General features: G+C 65.4%; 16 protein-coding genes. 12 read left to right on the top strand and 4 right to left on the bottom strand.

Features of this window, described 5'->3' with window-relative positions; genetic code table 11:
- Nucleotides 1-9: 9 nt before the first annotated feature.
- Genes ACZY0B_RS01750 through ACZY0B_RS01760 form a run of 3 tightly spaced genes read left to right on the top strand, consistent with a single transcriptional unit; the run spans nt 10 to nt 3,175 of the window.
- Entirely contained in the window at nt 10-777 is a 768-nt protein-coding gene (locus tag ACZY0B_RS01750; protein WP_463762209.1) for a fructosamine kinase family protein, read from the top strand.
- Between the two features lie 26 nt (nt 778-803).
- The gene (locus ACZY0B_RS01755) at nt 804-1,628 is read left to right on the top strand and encodes an amidohydrolase family protein (RefSeq protein WP_463762210.1); all 825 of its coding nucleotides are present in this window, start codon (nt 804-806) and stop codon (nt 1,626-1,628) included.
- Nucleotides 1,625-3,175 (top strand): acetolactate synthase large subunit, encoded by a 1,551-nt coding sequence (locus ACZY0B_RS01760; RefSeq protein ID WP_463762211.1) that lies wholly within the window; start codon nt 1,625-1,627, stop codon nt 3,173-3,175. The genes ACZY0B_RS01755 and ACZY0B_RS01760 overlap by 4 nt, the downstream gene beginning before the upstream one ends.
- A 13-nt stretch (nt 3,176-3,188) precedes the next feature.
- Here the strand turns inward: ACZY0B_RS01760 and ACZY0B_RS01765 are convergent, their stop codons facing one another.
- The 4 genes from ACZY0B_RS01765 to ACZY0B_RS01780 are packed head-to-tail and all read right to left on the bottom strand — an operon-like array spanning nt 3,189 to nt 7,728.
- Nucleotides 3,189-3,902: a serine hydrolase gene (locus ACZY0B_RS01765; RefSeq protein WP_463762376.1), complete on the bottom strand. Its 714-nt coding sequence runs from the start codon at nt 3,900-3,902 to the stop codon at nt 3,189-3,191.
- Nucleotides 3,903-3,906: 4 nt separating this feature from the next.
- On the bottom strand, nt 3,907-5,415 hold the full coding sequence (gene fadD17 / locus ACZY0B_RS01770; RefSeq protein ID WP_463762212.1) for a long-chain-fatty-acid--CoA ligase FadD17: 1,509 nt from the start codon (nt 5,413-5,415) through the stop codon (nt 3,907-3,909).
- Nucleotides 5,416-5,419: 4 nt separating this feature from the next.
- Nucleotides 5,420-6,517, bottom strand: a complete 1,098-nt coding sequence (locus ACZY0B_RS01775; protein WP_463762213.1) for an acyl-CoA dehydrogenase family protein — start codon at nt 6,515-6,517, stop codon at nt 5,420-5,422.
- Nucleotides 6,518-6,549: 32 nt separating this feature from the next.
- Nucleotides 6,550-7,728 carry an acyl-CoA dehydrogenase gene (locus ACZY0B_RS01780; RefSeq protein ID WP_463762214.1) on the bottom strand — a complete coding sequence of 393 codons (1,179 nt, stop codon included), beginning with the start codon at nt 7,726-7,728 and terminating at the stop codon, nt 6,550-6,552.
- A 191-nt stretch (nt 7,729-7,919) separates the two neighbouring features.
- Here ACZY0B_RS01780 and ACZY0B_RS01785 point away from each other — a divergent pair, with 191 nt between their 5' ends.
- The 9 genes from ACZY0B_RS01785 (at nt 7,920) to ACZY0B_RS01825 (ending at nt 16,827) form a co-directional block, all read left to right on the top strand.
- Nucleotides 7,920-8,111: a ferredoxin gene (locus tag ACZY0B_RS01785; RefSeq protein WP_463762377.1), complete on the top strand. Its 192-nt coding sequence runs from the start codon at nt 7,920-7,922 to the stop codon at nt 8,109-8,111.
- Nucleotides 8,112-8,146: 35 nt separating this feature from the next.
- Nucleotides 8,147-9,061: a 3-oxoacyl-ACP reductase gene (locus ACZY0B_RS01790; protein ID WP_463762215.1), complete on the top strand. Its 915-nt coding sequence runs from the start codon at nt 8,147-8,149 to the stop codon at nt 9,059-9,061.
- A gap of 237 nt (nt 9,062-9,298) precedes the next feature.
- Nucleotides 9,299-10,063, top strand: a complete 765-nt coding sequence (locus ACZY0B_RS01795) for an MlaE family ABC transporter permease (protein WP_463762216.1) — start codon at nt 9,299-9,301, stop codon at nt 10,061-10,063.
- Nucleotides 10,064-10,070: 7 nt separating this feature from the next.
- Nucleotides 10,071-10,913, top strand: coding sequence for an MlaE family ABC transporter permease (locus ACZY0B_RS01800; RefSeq protein WP_108920397.1), 843 nt, complete (start codon nt 10,071-10,073; stop codon nt 10,911-10,913).
- An 18-nt stretch (nt 10,914-10,931) separates the two neighbouring features.
- Nucleotides 10,932-12,134: an MCE family protein gene (locus ACZY0B_RS01805; protein WP_463762218.1), complete on the top strand. Its 1,203-nt coding sequence runs from the start codon at nt 10,932-10,934 to the stop codon at nt 12,132-12,134.
- Nucleotides 12,134-13,186 carry an MCE family protein gene (locus ACZY0B_RS01810; protein WP_463762219.1) on the top strand — a complete coding sequence of 351 codons (1,053 nt, stop codon included), beginning with the start codon at nt 12,134-12,136 and terminating at the stop codon, nt 13,184-13,186. Before ACZY0B_RS01805 ends, ACZY0B_RS01810 begins: the two co-directional genes overlap by 1 nt.
- Entirely contained in the window at nt 13,176-14,240 is a 1,065-nt protein-coding gene (locus tag ACZY0B_RS01815; RefSeq protein WP_463762220.1) for a virulence factor Mce family protein, read from the top strand. Before ACZY0B_RS01810 ends, ACZY0B_RS01815 begins: the two co-directional genes overlap by 11 nt.
- The gene (locus ACZY0B_RS01820; protein ID WP_463762221.1) at nt 14,237-15,676 is read left to right on the top strand and encodes a virulence factor Mce family protein; all 1,440 of its coding nucleotides are present in this window, start codon (nt 14,237-14,239) and stop codon (nt 15,674-15,676) included. Before ACZY0B_RS01815 ends, ACZY0B_RS01820 begins: the two co-directional genes overlap by 4 nt.
- Nucleotides 15,673-16,827 carry an MCE family protein gene (locus ACZY0B_RS01825; RefSeq protein WP_463762222.1) on the top strand — a complete coding sequence of 385 codons (1,155 nt, stop codon included), beginning with the start codon at nt 15,673-15,675 and terminating at the stop codon, nt 16,825-16,827. Before ACZY0B_RS01820 ends, ACZY0B_RS01825 begins: the two co-directional genes overlap by 4 nt.
- Nucleotides 16,828-16,829 lie beyond the last annotated feature (2 nt).

Raw genomic sequence — 16,829 nt, forward strand, 5'->3', positions numbered from 1 at the left:
AGCCGCGGTGTGACCGACTTCGTCAAACACCACTCGGGCGCGCCTGCCGGCTACTTCGCCTGGGAAGCCGCGGGGCTGCGCTGGCTTTCGTCGGTCGACGCGGGCGTGCCCTGTGCGCAGATCGTTTCGGTTGACGCCGCGAGCCTGACCCTGCGGCGTCTCGAATCGGTGAACCCCGACCCGGACGCGGCGCGGATCTTCGGCAGTCAACTGGCCGTCACGCACGACGCGGGCGCTTCGGCGTTCGGCCTGGGGCCCGGCGGCTGGGACGGGCCGGGGTTCTTCGGGCCGTTGTCGCAGCCGTTGCCGATGTCGCTGCGGCCCCATCAACGCTGGGGCGACTTCTACGCCGAGGAGCGGCTGGCCCCGATGCTCGAGCTCGCGGCGGCTCAGCTCGGTGCGCCGGCCCGTGCCGCTATCGATTCCGTCATGGCGCGTTGCCGCGCAGGCGATTTCGACGACGACGACCGGCCGGCCCGGCTGCACGGCGATCTATGGAGCGGCAACGTGATGTGGACACAAGACGGCGTGGTGCTGATCGACCCGGCCGCGCACGCCGGTCACCGCGAGACCGACCTGGCGATGCTCGCGCTGTTCGGCTGCCTGCACTATGACGATGTCGTCGCGGGCTACCAGGAGGTGCGACGGCTGCAACCCGGCTGGCGCAATCGCATGGGGCTGCATCAGCTCTTTCCGCTGCTGGCCCACGTCGTGCTGTTCGGCGGCGGGTACGCGGCGCGGACGCATGCTGCCGCCCGCGCGGCGCTGGCCGTCTGAGGGCACGCGGCTAATGTTGAGTTGCGATGACGATCGATGTGTGGATGCAGCACCCGACTGCGCGGTTCCTGCGCAGCGACATGCTGGCGTCCCTACGGCGCTGGACGGGTGAGTCCATACCGGATACCGACATCCCGATCGAAGTCACGATCGCGGCGATGGACGCGGCCGATGTCGGCTTCGGCCTGCTCAGTGCCTGGCGCGGCCCCAATGGTCAGGACCTCGTCTCCAACGACGAGGTTGCCGAGTGGACCCGGTTGCACCCGAACCGATTTGCCGGTCTGGCGACCGTCGACCTCGATCGTCCGATGCAGGCGGTCCGTGAGCTACGGCGCCGGGTCGCCGAAGGGTTCGTCGGCCTGCGGGTAGTGCCCTGGCTGTGGAACGCGCCGCCCACCGATCGCCGTTACTACCCGCTTTTCGCCGAATGCGTCGAGGCCGCCGTCCCGTTCTGCACCCAGGTCGGTCACACCGGCCCGCTGCGGCCCTCGGAGACCGGACGCCCGATTCCCTACATCGACCAGGTCGCCCTGGACTTTCCCGAGCTGGTGATCGTGTGCGGACACGTCGGCTACCCGTGGACCGAGGAGATGGTGGCCGTCGCGCGCAAACACGAGAACGTCTACATCGATACCTCCGCCTACACCGTCCGGCGGCTTCCCGAAGAACTGATCCGGTTCATGAAAACCGGTACCGGACAACGCAAAGTCTTGTTCGGCACCAACTACCCGATGATCACTCACGAGCACACGTTGGCCGGGCTCGACGAACTCGGGCTCGGCGACGAGGCTCGTCACGACTTTCTCCACGGCAACGCCGAACGCGTATTCAGACTGGAGGCCAACAGGTGAACGGTGCGCAGGCTCTGATCAACACTCTGGTCGACGGCGGTGTCGACGTGTGCTTCGCCAATCCCGGAACTTCGGAGATGCACTTCGTCGCCGCCTTGGACACCGTTCCGAAAATGCGTGGCGTGCTGGCCCTTTTCGAGGGCGTCGCCACCGGCGCTGCCGACGGTTATGCCCGGATCGCCGATCGGCCGGCGGCGGTGCTGTTGCATCTCGGCCCCGGATTGGGCAATGGTCTGGCCAACCTGCACAACGCGCGCCGGGCTCACGTGCCGATCGTGGTCGTGGTCGGTGACCACGCCACATATCACAAAAAGTACGACGCCCCACTGGAATCGGATATCGATGCGCTTGCGGGCAGTGTCTCGGGGTGGGTGCGCCGCACGGGTGCCGCCGCCGACGTCGCGCTCGACGCCGTCGAGGCCATCGCCGCGAGTCGGGCCGGCTCACAGATCTCGACGCTGATCCTCCCCGCCGACGCATCCTGGTCGGACGGCGCCCAGCCCGCCGCTGCGCCGCCAGCGCAACCGACGGGCGCCGACCCACTGCTGGTGCCCGAGGTCGCGGAGCTGCTGCGATCCGGAGAACCGACGGTGATCATGGTGGGCGGCGATGCCACCCGCGCCCGCGGGCTGGCCGCGGCGGTGCGGATCGCCGAGGCGACCGGGGCCCGCGTGATCTGCGAGACCTTCCCGACCCGCCTGGAACGCGGTGCCGGCATCCCCGCCGTCGAGCGGTTGGCGTACTTCGCCGAGGCCGCCACCGCGCAACTGGACGGCGCCACGCATCTGGTGCTGGCCGGCGCCAAGTCGCCGGTGTCCTTCTTCGCCTACCCCAACATGCCCAGCGACCTGGTACCGGCCGGCTGCGAGGTGCACATGCTCGCCGCGCACAGCGGTGCGGCCGACGCTCTCGTCGCGTTGGCCGACGAGATCGCGCCCGGCACCGTTGCCCCGGTGGCCGCAGCGTCACGCCCGCAGCTGCCGACCGGCGCACTGACCTCCGCGTCGGCGGCCGACGTGATCGGCGCGCTGCTGCCGGAACGGGCGATCGTCGTCGACGAGTCGAACACCTCGGGCCTGCTGCTGGCGCAGACCACCGCCGGGGCGCCCGCCCATGACTGGCTGACGCTGACCGGCGGGGCGATCGGCTACGGCATCCCCGCCGCGGTGGGTGCCGCGGTGGCCGCCCCCGACCGCCCAGTGCTCTGCCTGGAATCCGACGGGTCGGCGATGTACACGATCTCCGGATTGTGGACTCAGGCGCGCGAGAACCTCAACGTGACCACCGTGCTGTACGACAACAGTGCCTACGACATCTTGCGGATCGAGCTGCAACGCGTCGGCGCCGGGTCGGCTCCCGGCCCAAAGGCGCTGGACCTGCTCGATTTATCGCGTCCCACAATGGATTTCGTCAAGATCGCGGAAGGTATGGGCGTACCCGCGCGGCGCGTGAGCACCGCCGAGGAGTTGGCCGATGCGCTGCGCGCCGCCTTCGCCGAACCCGGGCCGCATCTGATCGACGCCGTGGTGCCGTCAATCACGGGTTAAGGCGCGGTGATCGTCAATAGCGGGCCAGCACGGGAAGCCGGCTGACGAGCCAGTCCATTACCGTGTTGACGACTTCGACTCCGGTTTCGAAGCCGCCGTCGTGGACTTCGGCCGCCAATGCCACACCCCATTGCCCCGACGACGTGGACAAAAGTCCGAACTGGCGGACCAGGTACTCGCCGTTTACGCCGGGCCCCCAACCCCCTTTTGCCGCAGCGCCGTTGGCGGCCAGGCCCCATCGCTGATCGGGAGCCAGCGCGCCCATGAGCTCGATCACGTCCGCCGCGTCGGGGATCAGAGGCAGCTCCGCGGCGAACCGCGCTTGCCGCTGCAAAGTCCACTCCGTCTGGCCGAATGCGGTGAAACCGCGCCGCAGCCGCCGTGATTCGACCACCGTGGCGGTGTCGCCACCTTCGGCGACCACGCCTTGAACCTTGCGTGCCGCCTCGACCGGCTCGCCCAGCAGTGACCACAACTGTTCGGATGCGCGATTGTCGGATTCGGTGATGGCCTTGACCGCGAACTCGCGGGCACCGAGCCAATCGCTGCGCAACGCCGCGATCGCCAAGGGCACTTTGATCGTCGACCAGGCGACCCCCGACCACCACCTGCCCAGTGAATAGGTCCGGTCCGGACGCGCGATGGCGACACCAATGTTGGCCGGGACGGTATCGGAAAGCTGTTCGAAGCTCGCCTCCAGCGCGAGTTCTAGGGGCCGCGCATTCATCGGGTTATCGGGGTATCGGCCATACCCGATCATCGCAGTCGACACCTTCGGCTGCCAACTGGCGCTTGAGAACCTTGAATGTCACCGTCCGCGGGAGCTCCGCACTGATCCTGACCTGCGACGGCCACTGCTTGGGTCCCAGGTCGGGCTGTTCGGCCAGGAACGCCCGAAATTTCTCGGCATCGAACTCGGCACCCCGCGCCATCACCAACGCGGCCATCACCTGGTCGCCGACCACGGGATCGGGGATCGCGTACACGGCGACCTCGGCCAGGTCGGGGTATCGCAGCAACACCCGTTCGATCGGGGCGGCGCCGAGATTCTCGCCGTCGACCCGCATCCAATCGCCAAGCCGTCCAGCGAAGTACGCGTATCCGGCCTCGTCGCGATAGGCGAGGTCGCCGCTGTGGTAGACCCCGCCGGCCATTCGCTCGGCCTCGGCGGCCGCGTCGTTGTAGTAACCCTCGAAACGGCCCGGTCCGGCGGTGTTCACCAGCTCGCCGACCACTCCCACTCCGCAGGGCTTGCCGGTGTCGGGGTCGACGATCTCGAGCCCCTCGGTCAGCGGTCCCAATGCGCCCGGCGGCGTATCGGGCGTGCGAGCGATCGCCACCCCGCCTTCGGTCGATCCGAATCCGTCCTGGACGACGCAGCCGAATCTGCGGCCGAACCGTTCGATGTCGGCGGGAACACCCTCGTTGCCGTAGACCGCGCGCAGCGGGTTGTCGGCGTCGTCGGGTTGTTCCGGCGTGGCCAGCACATAGGACAGCGGCTTGCCCACGTAGTTGGCGTAGGTGGCGCCGTAACGTCGCACGTCCGGCAAGAATCCAGACGCAGAGAACTTACGCCGCAGCGCCATTGAGCCCTGACACGCGGCCGCCACCGCCCAGCCGACCAGAACCGCGTTCGAGTGGAACAACGGCATCGACACGTAGCAGACGTCGTCGCGGCCGAGGTCGAACCGCTGCGCCATCGTCGTTCCGGCGATCGCGACCTTGCCGTGGCTGCACTTCACCGCCTTGGGCTCGCCGCTGGTGCCCGAGGTGAAGATCAGCATGAAAAGGTCTTCGGCTGAGGCGGACTGGAAGCTCAGTTCGACGCCGCGATGCGCGTCGACCTCGGCAGCCCAGTTCGCGGAATCGACGTTCAAGTGGTCGATATCATCCAGCGGCGCAGCAGATTTCGAGTCGGCCAATACCAGCTGGCAGTCGGCCCGGCTAATGTCGCGGACCAGTGCCTCGCCGCGGCGCACCGGGTTGAGGCCAACCGGCACAATCCCCGACATCCCGGCCGCCGTCAACATCGCCGAGAAGAACGGCGTGTTTTCCAGCAGCACGCCGACGTGCGGTGGCTTGCCGGGGTCGAGGCGCTCGCGCAGCGTCGCCGCAATCGCGGCACCGTGTTGCAGGTGATCGCGCCAGCTGGTGAACGAATCCTCGAAGTAGACGCCCCGGTCGTCGATCTCTGCCAGTGGCTCCAGCAGTTTGGTGACCGTGGGATCGGGAGGAATCACGAAGCTAGGCAGGAGTTTCCGCCAGCTCACGACCGATCCGGCGGAGCTGCCCGGTGGCACCGCCCAACGCGAACTCGGTCTCCTTGGCGGCCAGGAAGTAGCGGTGCGCCGGGTGATCGGTGTCGACGCCGACGCCGCCGTGCACGTGCACGACGGTGTGCGCGACCCGGTGTCCGGCGTCAGCGGCCCAGAACGCGGCGCTGGCGACGTCGATCTCGGCGGGGATGTCTTCCGAGACCTTCCAGGCCGCTTGGGTGAGCGTCAACCGCAGCCCTTTGACGTCGATGTAGCCGTCGGCCAGCCGTTGCGACACCGCTTGGAAGCTGCCGATCGGGCGGTCGAATTGCTCACGCTCGCGGGCGTATTCGGCCGTCATCTGCAACCCGCGATCGAGCACCCCGAGTTGATACGCGGTGCGGCCCAGAGTGCCGAGGGTGCCGAGCCAGGCGGCGACCTCGCTGCCGCCGACCTTCCGCGCTTCGCCCACCGCGACGCCGTCCAGCGCCAAGTGCCCGATGCTGGTGCGGCCGGTGGTCGCCAGCGAGGTCACACTGACGCCCGGGTCGTCGGCGGCGACAAGGAAAACAGCTGTGCCGGAATCGGTTTCGGCGGGAACCAGGAAGGCGTCCGCGACGGGGCCGAAGCCGGCCTGGGTGCGGGTTCCGGTCAGCTGGTAGCCGTCGCCGGAGCGGGTGGCCTGCACGGGGCCCTCGCCCATCTCGCCGTCGAGGGCGACCGTCAGGATCTTCTCCCCCTTGACGGCCGGCACACCCCAGCCCTGCTGCAGCTCTTCGGAGCCGAACCGGGCCAGCACTCCGGCGCCCAGCATCACCGACTCCAGGTAGGGCACCGCGGCCAGCTGGCGGCCGAGCGCAACGAGGATCGCGATCTGCTCGAGCGCACCGAAACCGTCGCCGCCAAGCGCGGACGCCGATGCGCTGGTGAGGATGTCGGCCTCGACCAGCTTCTGCCACAGGACGCGGTCAAACCGTTGCTCGAGCCCGTCGAGTTCGCGTTGATGCTCGGGCGTGCACACCGAGTCCACGATCGTGTCGACCAGGCCGCCGAGGTCGTTTGCCGCTTCGGTTGTCGTGAAATCCATTCCGATGCTGTCCTTTGAAAGTAGAGAGCTGCTCAGCGGTTCCGGGGCAGGCCGAGGGCGACCATGCCGATGATGTCGCGCTGCACCTCGTTGGTGCCGCCGCCGAAGGTCAGGATCAGGCAGGCCCGGTGCATCCGCTCGACCCGGCCACGCAGCAACGCGCCCGGCGAATCCTGGCGCACCGTCGCCGCGGTACCCAGCACCTCCATCAGAAGCCGGTAGGCCTCGGTGGCCAGCTCGGTCCCGAACACCTTGGCCGCCGACGCGTCTGCGGGCGACAGGGCTTCACTTGCCGCCGATGCCAGTTCCCAGTTGATCAGCTTGAGAACCTCGACCTTGGCGTGCACCCGGGCCAGGTTCAGCTGCACCCACTCCGAGTCGATCAACCGCGCCCCACCGGAATCCTTGGTGTTTTGCGCCCATTCCCGAACCTCGCGCAGGGCCAGGAAGATCGGTTGCGCCGACACCAGGGCGACCCGCTCGTGGTTGAGCTGGTTGGTCACCAGCTTCCAGCCGCCGTTCTCCTCGCCGATCAGGTTGGTCACCGGGACTCGCACGTCGGAGTAATAGGTGGCGCTGGTGTCCACACCGGCCATGGTGTGCACCGGTGTCCAGGAGAAACCCTCGGCGGTGGTCGGCACGGCCAGCATCGAGATGCCGCGGTGCTTCTTGGCTTCGGGGTTGGTGCGCACCGCCAGCCAGACCCAGTCGGCGTAAGCGATCAGACTGGTCCACATCTTCTGGCCGTTGATGACATAGTCGTCGCCATCGCGCACCGCGGTGGTGCGCAGGTTGGCCAGGTCGGTGCCGGCACCGGGCTCGGAGTAGCCGATCGAGAAGTGCAGATCACCGGCGGCAATCTTGGGCAGGAAGAACTTCTTCTGCTCGTCGGTGCCGAACGCCATGATGGTCGGCGCAACGCTGTTGATCGTCAGGAAGGGCACCGGCACGCCGGCGACCGCGGCCTCGTCGGTGAAGATCAGCGAGTCCATCGGGGAGCGGTCCTGGCCGCCGTACTCCTTGGGCCAGTTCAGGGTGAGCCACCCGTCTTTGCCCATCTGCGCAACGGTGTCGCGATACGCGTTGCCGGTTCCGACCTCTCCCTGTGCGGAGCTAAGCGCCTCGCGGCGCTCGGGCGTCATGAGCTTGGTGAAGTACGACCGCAGCTCGCGACGCAGCTCCTCCTGTTCAGGGGTGTAACTGATGCGCATTCCAGCCGTCCTTTTGGTTAAACGTGACAAGCGGCTATTCGACCAACGGCTACCCATTCGTCTTCCCGGTTGTAACACGTTCTAGTCTGGGAATCCAGCGACCGTTTCCTCAGGTGCACGTGAGCCCTATGGTGGAGCTACATTCTGATGGGACATGGAGCCAGATCCGGGCCAGCTTCAAGGAGGATGCCGTGCGGGTGATCGTGGATCGTGACCGGTGCGAAGGTAACGCGGTGTGCTTGGGAATCGCGCCGGATATCTTCGACCTGGACGATGAGGACTACGCCGTCGTGAAGCTCGATCCGATTCCGTCCGACGAAGAAAATCTCGCCGAGCAGGCGATCGCCGAGTGCCCGCGCGCGGCGTTGCTGCGCGAAGACTAGCGGCGAGGGACTCCGAAACTAGAGGTATTCATAAATTGACTAGCAGCACGAACGCGACCGATCTATCCGGGAAGGTCGCGGTGGTGACCGGTGCGGCCGCGGGACTGGGGCGCGCCGAAGCGCTGGGCCTGGCCCGCCTGGGCGCCACCGTCGTCGTGAACGACATCGCCGCCGCGCTGGATGCCTCGGACGTCATCGACGAGATCAGCGCCGCCGGCTCGAAGGCCGTTGCCGTGACCGGTGACATCAGTCAGCGCTCCACGGCCGACGAACTGGTGTCCTGCGCCGACGGGCTGGGCGGACTCGACATCGTGGTCAACAACGCCGGCATCACCCGTGATCGGATGCTGTTCAACATGTCCGACGAGGAATGGGACCAGGTCATCGCCGTCCATCTGCGTGGGCACTTCTTGCTCACCCGCAACGCGGCGACCTACTGGCGCAGCAGGGCCAAAGACGCCGGGGGATCGATCTTCGGCCGGATCGTCAACACCGCGTCGGAGGCCGGACTGGTGGGTCCGGTGGGGCAGGCCAACTATGGCGCTGCCAAGGCGGGCATCATCTCGCTCACCCTGACCGCGGCGCGGGCGCTCGGTCGCTACGGGGTGTGTGCCAACGCGATCTGCCCCCGCGCGCGCACCGCGATGACGGCCGACGTGTTCGGCAGCGCACCAGATACAGAGGAAGGCGGTGTCGACCCGCTGTCGCCCGAGCACGTGGTGAACCTGGTGCAGTTCCTGTCGTCCCCGGCGGCCGCAGAGGTCAACGGCCAGGTGTTCATCGTTTACGGGCCTCAGGTGACATTGGTCTCGGCCCCGACGGCGGAACACAGGTTCATCGCCGACAGCGCCGCGTGGGACCCGACTCAACTGAGCGGCGCCTTGCAGGACTACTTTGCTGGTCGTGATCCAGAACGTAACTTTTCCGCGACCGCGTTAATGGAGCAATAGCGGCATAATACTGTTTCTCGGGGGGGAAATCCGCTAGTAGAACGTGTGTCAGATTGGGAATACCGCAAGGGCGCTGACCAGGACAAATTAACGCTTCGGACAGAGATAACCTGTTCATTGACACGGTGAACTTCTTCTGAGTTAATATGATCCGGCTCACACGCAGCCGGGTGCGACCGAAGACAACGCAAAGGCGACGCACAGGCTTCGCCGTGAGCAGCAAAGGGGGGGCCCGCGTTGATCGAACAACTTGCGGTTCCGGCCCGTGCTGTCGGCGGGTTTTTCGAAATGATGATCGATACGGCCCGCGCATCTGTCCGGCGGCCGTTCCAATTCCGCGAGTTCCTGGATCAGACGTGGATGATCGCGCGCGTGTCGTTGGTCCCGACGCTCTTGGTGTCCATCCCATTCACCGTCCTGGTGGCATTCACCCTGAATATCTTGCTGCGCGAAATCGGCGCGGCCGATTTGTCCGGCGCCGGAACGGCATTCGGCACCATCACCCAGCTGGGCCCGGTGGTGACCGTGCTCGTCGTCGCGGGGGCCGGCGCCACCGCGATCTGCGCCGACCTGGGCGCCCGCACCATCCGTGAAGAAATCGACGCGATGCGGGTACTCGGCATCGATCCGATCCACCGGCTGGTGGTACCCCGCGTCCTGGCGTCGACCGTTGTCGCACTGTTGCTTAACGGTTTGGTCTGCGCCATCGGTCTGTCCGGTGGGTACGTATTCTCCGTGTTTCTGCAGGGCGTCAACCCGGGCGCATTCATCAACGGCCTGACCGTATTGACCGGACTGCGCGAGTTGATGCTTGCGGAGGTCAAAGCGCTGCTCTTCGGCGTGATGGCCGGCCTCGTCGGGTGTTACCGCGGCCTCACCGTCAAGGGTGGGCCGAAGGGCGTCGGCAATGCGGTCAACGAAACCGTCGTCTACGCGTTCATCTGTCTGTTCGTCATCAACGTGGTGATGACGGCCATCGGCGTGCGGTTCTCGACGAAGTGAGCACGCGATGAGCTACGACCTCACTTACCGGTTCCGCAACATCGCGGCCAGACTGCAAGGCCCGATCGACGACTTCGGCGAGCAGGCCCTGTTCTACGGCCAGACAGTGCGCTACGTCCCCAATGCGCTCACCCGGTACCGCAAGGAGACGATCCGGCTCATTGCCGAGATGACCCTGGGCGCGGGCGCTTTGGTGATGATCGGAGGCACGGTCGGCGTCGCGGCATTCCTGACCCTGGCCTCCGGTGGGGTCATTGCCGTCCAGGGCTACTCGTCCCTGGGCAACATCGGCATCGAGGCATTGACCGGCTTCCTGTCGGCGTTCCTGAACGTGCGCGTTGTCGCGCCGGTCATCGCCGGCATCGCGCTGGCGGCGACGATCGGTGCCGGTGCCACCGCCCAATTGGGTGCCATGCGGGTGTCCGAGGAAATCGACGCGGTGGAATGCATGGCTGTGCACTCGGTGTCCTACCTGGTGTCGACTCGGCTGATCGCCGGCCTGGTGGCGATCATCCCGTTGTATTCACTGTCGGTGCTCGCGGCGTTTTTCGCCGCCCGGTTCACCACGGTCTTCATCAACGGACAGTCGGCCGGTCTCTACGACCACTACTTCAATACGTTCCTCATCCCGTCGGACCTACTTTGGTCGTTCCTGCAGGCCATCGTGATGTCCATCGCGGTGATGCTGGTCCATACCTATTACGGCTACAACACCAGCGGTGGGCCGGTAGGCGTGGGCATCGCGGTCGGGCAGGCGGTGCGGACCTCGCTGATCGTCGTGGTCGTCATTACTTTGTTCATCTCGCTGGCCGTTTACGGTGCGTCCGGTAACTTCAACCTCTCTGGATAAGGGGACCGCTTAAAACACATGTCAGATACCGCATCACGACGTTCAACTGTACGGCTGGCAGCGGCGCTGCTGGCCAGTTTGTTGGTGGCGTTTGCGGTGGGGACTTACCTCTCGTACACGGCGGCTTTCGCGTCGGTCGACACGGTTACCGTCGCGGCGCCGCGGGCCGGGCTGGTGATGGACAAGGGCGCCAAGGTCAAGTACCGCGGCATCCAGATCGGCAAGGTCACCGACATCAACTATGCGGACGACCAGGCACGGCTGACGCTGGCGATCAACAGCGACGACATGCACTTCATCCCGTCCAACGCGACGGTGCATATCGCGGGCAACACCATTTTCGGCGCCAAGTCGGTCGAATTCATTCCGCCCCAAGCGCCTTCGCCGACCTCCCTGCGTCCTGATGCGCACGTGCAAGCCTCCGCGGTGCAGCTGGAAGTCAACACCCTGTTCCAGTCGCTGATGAATCTGCTGCACAAGGTCGACCCGGTCGAATTGAACGGGACGTTGAGTGCCTTCGCCGAAGGCCTGCGCGGTCATGGCGACGACCTGGGCGCGCTGCTTTCAGGTCTGAATACCCTTACGCGACAAGCGAACCCGAAGCTGCCGGCGCTGCAGGAGGACTTCCGCAAGACCGCCGTCGTCACCAACATCTACGCCGACGCCGCCCCGGACCTGAACACCATCTTCGACAACCTGCCCACCATCAACAAGACCGTCGTCGACGAGCAGAAGAATCTCAACGACACGCTGCTGGCAACGATCGGCCTGTCCAACAACGCCTATGACACGTTGGCGCCGGCCGAGCAGGACCTGATCGACGCCCTCAACCGGCTGCGGGCCCCCATCAAGGTGGCGTCGGATTACTCGCCGGAATTCGGTTGCCTGTTCGCCGGTATCGAGCGAGGCATCAAGGAGTTCGCCCCCTTGCTCGGTGTTCGCAAGGCGGGCCTGTTCACGTCGTCGAGCTTCGTGTTGGGCGCGCCGTCGTACACCTTCCCGGAGTCGTTGCCGGTCGTCAACGCGTCCGGCGGTCCAAACTGCCGGGGATTGCCGGACATTCCGACCAAGCAGACCGGCGGGTCGTTCTACCGGGCACCATTCCTGGTCACCGACAACGCCAACATCCCTTACGAGCCGTTCACCGAATTGCAGTTCGACGCACCCTCGACGCTGCAGTTCTTGTTCCACGGCTCTTTCGCGGAACGGGACGACTTCTGATGGCGAGTTCGGAACTGCCGTCGCACCGGTCGATGGTGATCAAGGTCAGCGTCTTCGCGGTGGCGATGTTGTTGGTGGCCGCGGGGTTGGTGGTGGTCTTCGGCGACTTCCGGTTCGGCGACGAAAACACTTACCACGCAACGTTTATTGACGCGTCTAAGTTGAAGGCCGGCCAAAAGGTTCGCATTTCCGGGGTGCCGGTCGGTTCGGTGGACGGCATCAAGCTCAACCCGGACAACAGCGTCGACGTGGCTTTCGGAATCGACAGCCGCTACACCCTCTACTCGTCGACGCGGGCCTTGATCCGCTACGAAAACCTGGTCGGTGACCGGTTCCTCGAGATCACGTCGGGTCCCGGGGAGCTACGCAAGCTGCCTCCGGGCGGGACGATCAACTCCCAACACACCCAGCCCGCACTGGATCTGGATGCGTTGCTGGGTGGGCTGAAGCCCGTGCTCAAAGGCCTGGATGCCGACAAGGTCAACACGATCAGCAGCGCTGTAATTGAGCTGTTGCAGGGCCAGGGCGGAGCGTTGTCGAACGTGCTGGCCGACACCAGCGCTTTCTCGACGGCGCTGGGCCAGCGCGATCAGCTCATCGGTGACACGATCACCAACCTGAACACGGTGCTGGGCACCATCGACCAAAAGAGCGCGCAATTCTCGGCCAGCGTGGACCAACTGCAGCAGTTGATCAGCGGACTGGCCAAAAACAAAGACTCGATCGCGGGAGCAATTCCGCCACTGGCGTCGACAACGACGGATCTTACTGAGTTGCTGAAGAATTCACGCCGGCCGCTGCAAGGCATCCTGGAAAATACCCGGCCGCTGGCCACCGAGATCGACAACCGCAAGGCCGAGGTGGACAACGACGTCGAGCAACTGGGCGAGGACTATCTGCGCCTGGCCGCACTCGGCGCCTACGGGTCGTTCTTCAACATCTACTTCTGCTCAGTGACCATCAAGATCAACGGACCGGCCGGCAGCGACATCCTGCTGCCCCTCGGTGGTCAGGTGGATCCCAGCCAGGGGAGGTGCGCTTTTGTCAAATAGCCCAAAGCGTGAACGCGATCCATTGCGCACCGGGATCTTCGGCGTGGTGCTGGTTGTCTGCGTCGTGTTACTCGCATTCGGCTACGCCAACTTGCCGTTCTACCCGCAGGGCCGGGTGTACGACGCCTACTTCAGCGACGCCGGCGGGATCTCGCCCGGCAACTCCGTTTACGTGTCGGGCTTCAAGGTCGGCAAGGTGGCGTCCGTCGGTTTGGCCGGAGACAGCGCAAAGGTGACGTTCTCGGTGGACCGGCACGTCGCGGTCGGTGATCAGTCGCTGGCCGCGATCCGCACCGACAGCATCCTTGGCGAGCGCTCGATTGCGGTGACTCCGGCCGGTCATGGCAAGGCGACCACGATTCCGCGGAGCCGCACGACCACCCCGTACACGCTGGCCGGCGCGCTGGAGGACCTGGGTCAAAACTCAAGCAACCTGAACAAGCCCCAGTTCGAGCAGGCTTTGAACGTGCTCACCGACACGCTGCACGGCGCCACCCCGGAATTGCGCGGCGCGCTGGACGGGGTGACTTCGCTGTCCCGCACCCTGAACCGCCGTGACGAGGCCCTGCAAAGCCTTCTGGCACATGCGAAGTCGGTGACATCGGTGTTGTCCGACCGCGCCAACCAAGTCAACAAGCTGGTCGACGACGGCAACGAGCTGTTCGCCGCGCTCGACGAGCGCAGCGCCTCGCTGGGCCAATTGATCTCGGGCATCAACGGTTTGTCAGCACAGATTTCCGGCTTCGTCGCCGATAACCGCAAGGAATTCGGCCCCGCCCTGAGCAAGCTCAACGATGTACTGGGCAATCTCAACGAGCGCCGCGATTACATCACCGAGGCCCTGAAACGACTGCCCACCTATGCGACAGAGCTCGGCGAGGTGGTCGGTTCCGGACCGGGATTCAACGTCAACGTCTACGGCGTGATCCCGGCGCCGCTGCTTGCGGCGATGTTCGACTTCTTCTATCAGCCGGGCAAGCTGCCCGCCAGCCTTTCCGACTACCTACGCGGATTGATCCAGGAACGCTGGATCATCCGGCCGAAGTCACCATGATCAAGCGAATCGCCGGCAGCCGCGGGCTGCGCAACACCACCATCATCGCGCTGGTCGCGGTGCTGGTGGGGGGCGTGTATGTGCTTTCCACGCAAGCGAATAACCGGACCATCATCGGCTACTTCACGTCTGCGGTCGGGCTCTATCCCGGCGATCAGGTCCGCGTCCTCGGCGTGCCGATCGGCAAGATCGACTCGATCGAACCGCGGCCGTCGGACGTCAAGATCACCATGACGGTCCCCAAGGACGTGAAGATCCCGAAGGACGCCAGGGCCGTCGTCATGTCACCGAACCTGGTGGCGGCGCGGTTCATTCAGCTCGCCCCGGCATACACCGGCGGGGCGGTGTTGCCCGATGGCGGCAGCATCGACCTGAACCGCACCGCGGTCCCGGTGGAATGGGACGAGGTCAAGGAAGCGCTGACCCAACTAGCCGTCTCGCTGGGCCCGACGAGCGGATCGATGCACGGGCCGTTGGGCGCGGCAATCAACCAGGCCGCTGACACGTTCGACGGCAAGGGCGAGTCGTTCCACAACGCACTGCAGGAGCTTTCGCAAGTCGCTGGGCGGCTTGGGGATTCGCGCAGCGACATCTTCGGCACCGTCAAGAACCTGCAGGTCCTGGTCAACGCGCTATCGGCGAGTAACGAGCAGATCGTGCAGTTCGCCGGAAACGTCGCCTCCGTCTCGCAGGTCCTCGCCGACAGCTCGCGGCATCTGGACAACACCCTGGGCACTCTCAATCAGGCACTGTCCGACATCCGCGGCTTCCTGCACGAGAACAACTCGACGTTGATCGATACGGTCAATCAGCTCAACGATTTCAGCAAGACATTGAGCGACCAGAGCGACAACATCGAACAGGTGCTGCACGTGGCGGGCCCCGGTATCGCCAACTTCTACAACATCTACGACCCGGCGCAGGGCACGCTGAACGGTCTGCTGTCGATACCCGAATTCGCCAACCCGGTGCAGTTCATCTGCGGCGGTTCCTTCGAAACCGCCGGCGGTCCGCGAGCACCCGACTACTACCGGCGCGCGGAGCTGTGCCGCGAGCGGCTGGGGCCGGTGCTGCGCCGGCTGGCAGTGAACTACCCGCCGATCATGTTCCACCCGCTCAATACGATCACGGCGTACAAGGGCCAGATCATGTACGACACCCCGCAGACCCAAGCCAAGGCGCAGACGCCGATTCCGCAGCTGACCTGGGTACCGGCCCAGGGTGCTGCGCCGGCCCCCGCCCAGAACCCGGCCGATCTGCAGGCCCTGCTGGTGCCGGGTGCTCCGCAGGCCGTGCCACCGCCGGGGGCGCCGGCTGGTGCTAACGCACCCGCTCCGGGTCCAGGCCCGGGCTCCGCGTTCGGGCCCCTGCCGGGTCCGGCGCCCAACCAGGGGCCTTCCGCCGGGTTGCAAAATGGTCAGGGGTCTGGCGGATGAGGCGAATCTTATTGCGCGGCAGCGCATTGGTGGCGGGCGTCGCGCTGTTGGCCGGTTGTCAGTACGGCGGACTGAACTCGCTTTCGATGCCCGGCACCGCGGGTCACGGCGGCGGCGCATTCTCGGTTACCGTCGAAATGCCCGACGTGGCGACCCTGCCGCAGAACTCACCGGTGATGGTCGACGATGTCACCGTCGGCAGCGTCGCCGGTATTTCGGCCGAGCAGCGCAGCGACGGGTCTTTTTATGCCGCAGTGAAATTGGCACTGAACAAAAATGTCGTGTTGCCGGCCAATGCGACTGCAACCGTCGCGCAGACATCGCTACTGGGTTCGCTGCACATCGATCTGGCTGCCCCGAAGGGCAAGCCGGCGACCGGCAGGCTGACTAACGGATCCAAGATCTCGGAGTCCAACACCGGCCGCTTCCCCACCACCGAAGAGGTGTTTTCGGCTCTCGGTGTCGTGGTCAACAAGGGCAATCTCGGTGCGCTGGAAGAGATTACCGACGAGACTTACCAGGCTGTGGCAGGCCGGCAAGACCAGTTCACCGGCTTGATCCCGCGGCTGGCGGAACTGACGTCGGGACTCAACCGGCAGGTCGGCGACATCATCAACGCGGTCGACGGTCTGAACCGATTTTCCGCGAACCTGGCGCACGACAAAGACAACCTGGGCCGGGCGCTGGACACCCTGCCTGAAGCGTTGCGTGTGCTCAACAAGAACCGGGAACACATTGTCGAGGCGTTCGCCGCGCTGAAGAAGCTGGCGACCGTCACCTCGCACGTGCTGTCAAAGACTAAGGTGGACTTCGCCGAAGACCTCAAAGGGCTGTATTCGGTCGTGAAGGCGCTCAACGACAACCGGAAGAATTTCGTCACGTCGCTGCAGTTGTTGTTGACGTTCCCCTTCCCGAACTTCGGTATCAAACAGGCGGTGCGCGGCGACTACCTCAACGTGTTCACCACCTTCGACCTCACCTTGCGCCGGCTCGGTGAGACGTTCTTCACCACCTCCTATGCACTTGATCCGAACATGATGCACATGAGCGAGATCCTCAATCCGCCCGACTTCTTGATCGGCGAAATGGCCAACCTGTCCGGACAGGCGGCCGACCCGTTCAAGATTCCGCCCGGCACGGCAGGTCAGTAGGG

The organism is Mycobacterium sp. IDUB_19, assembly GCF_055419445.1.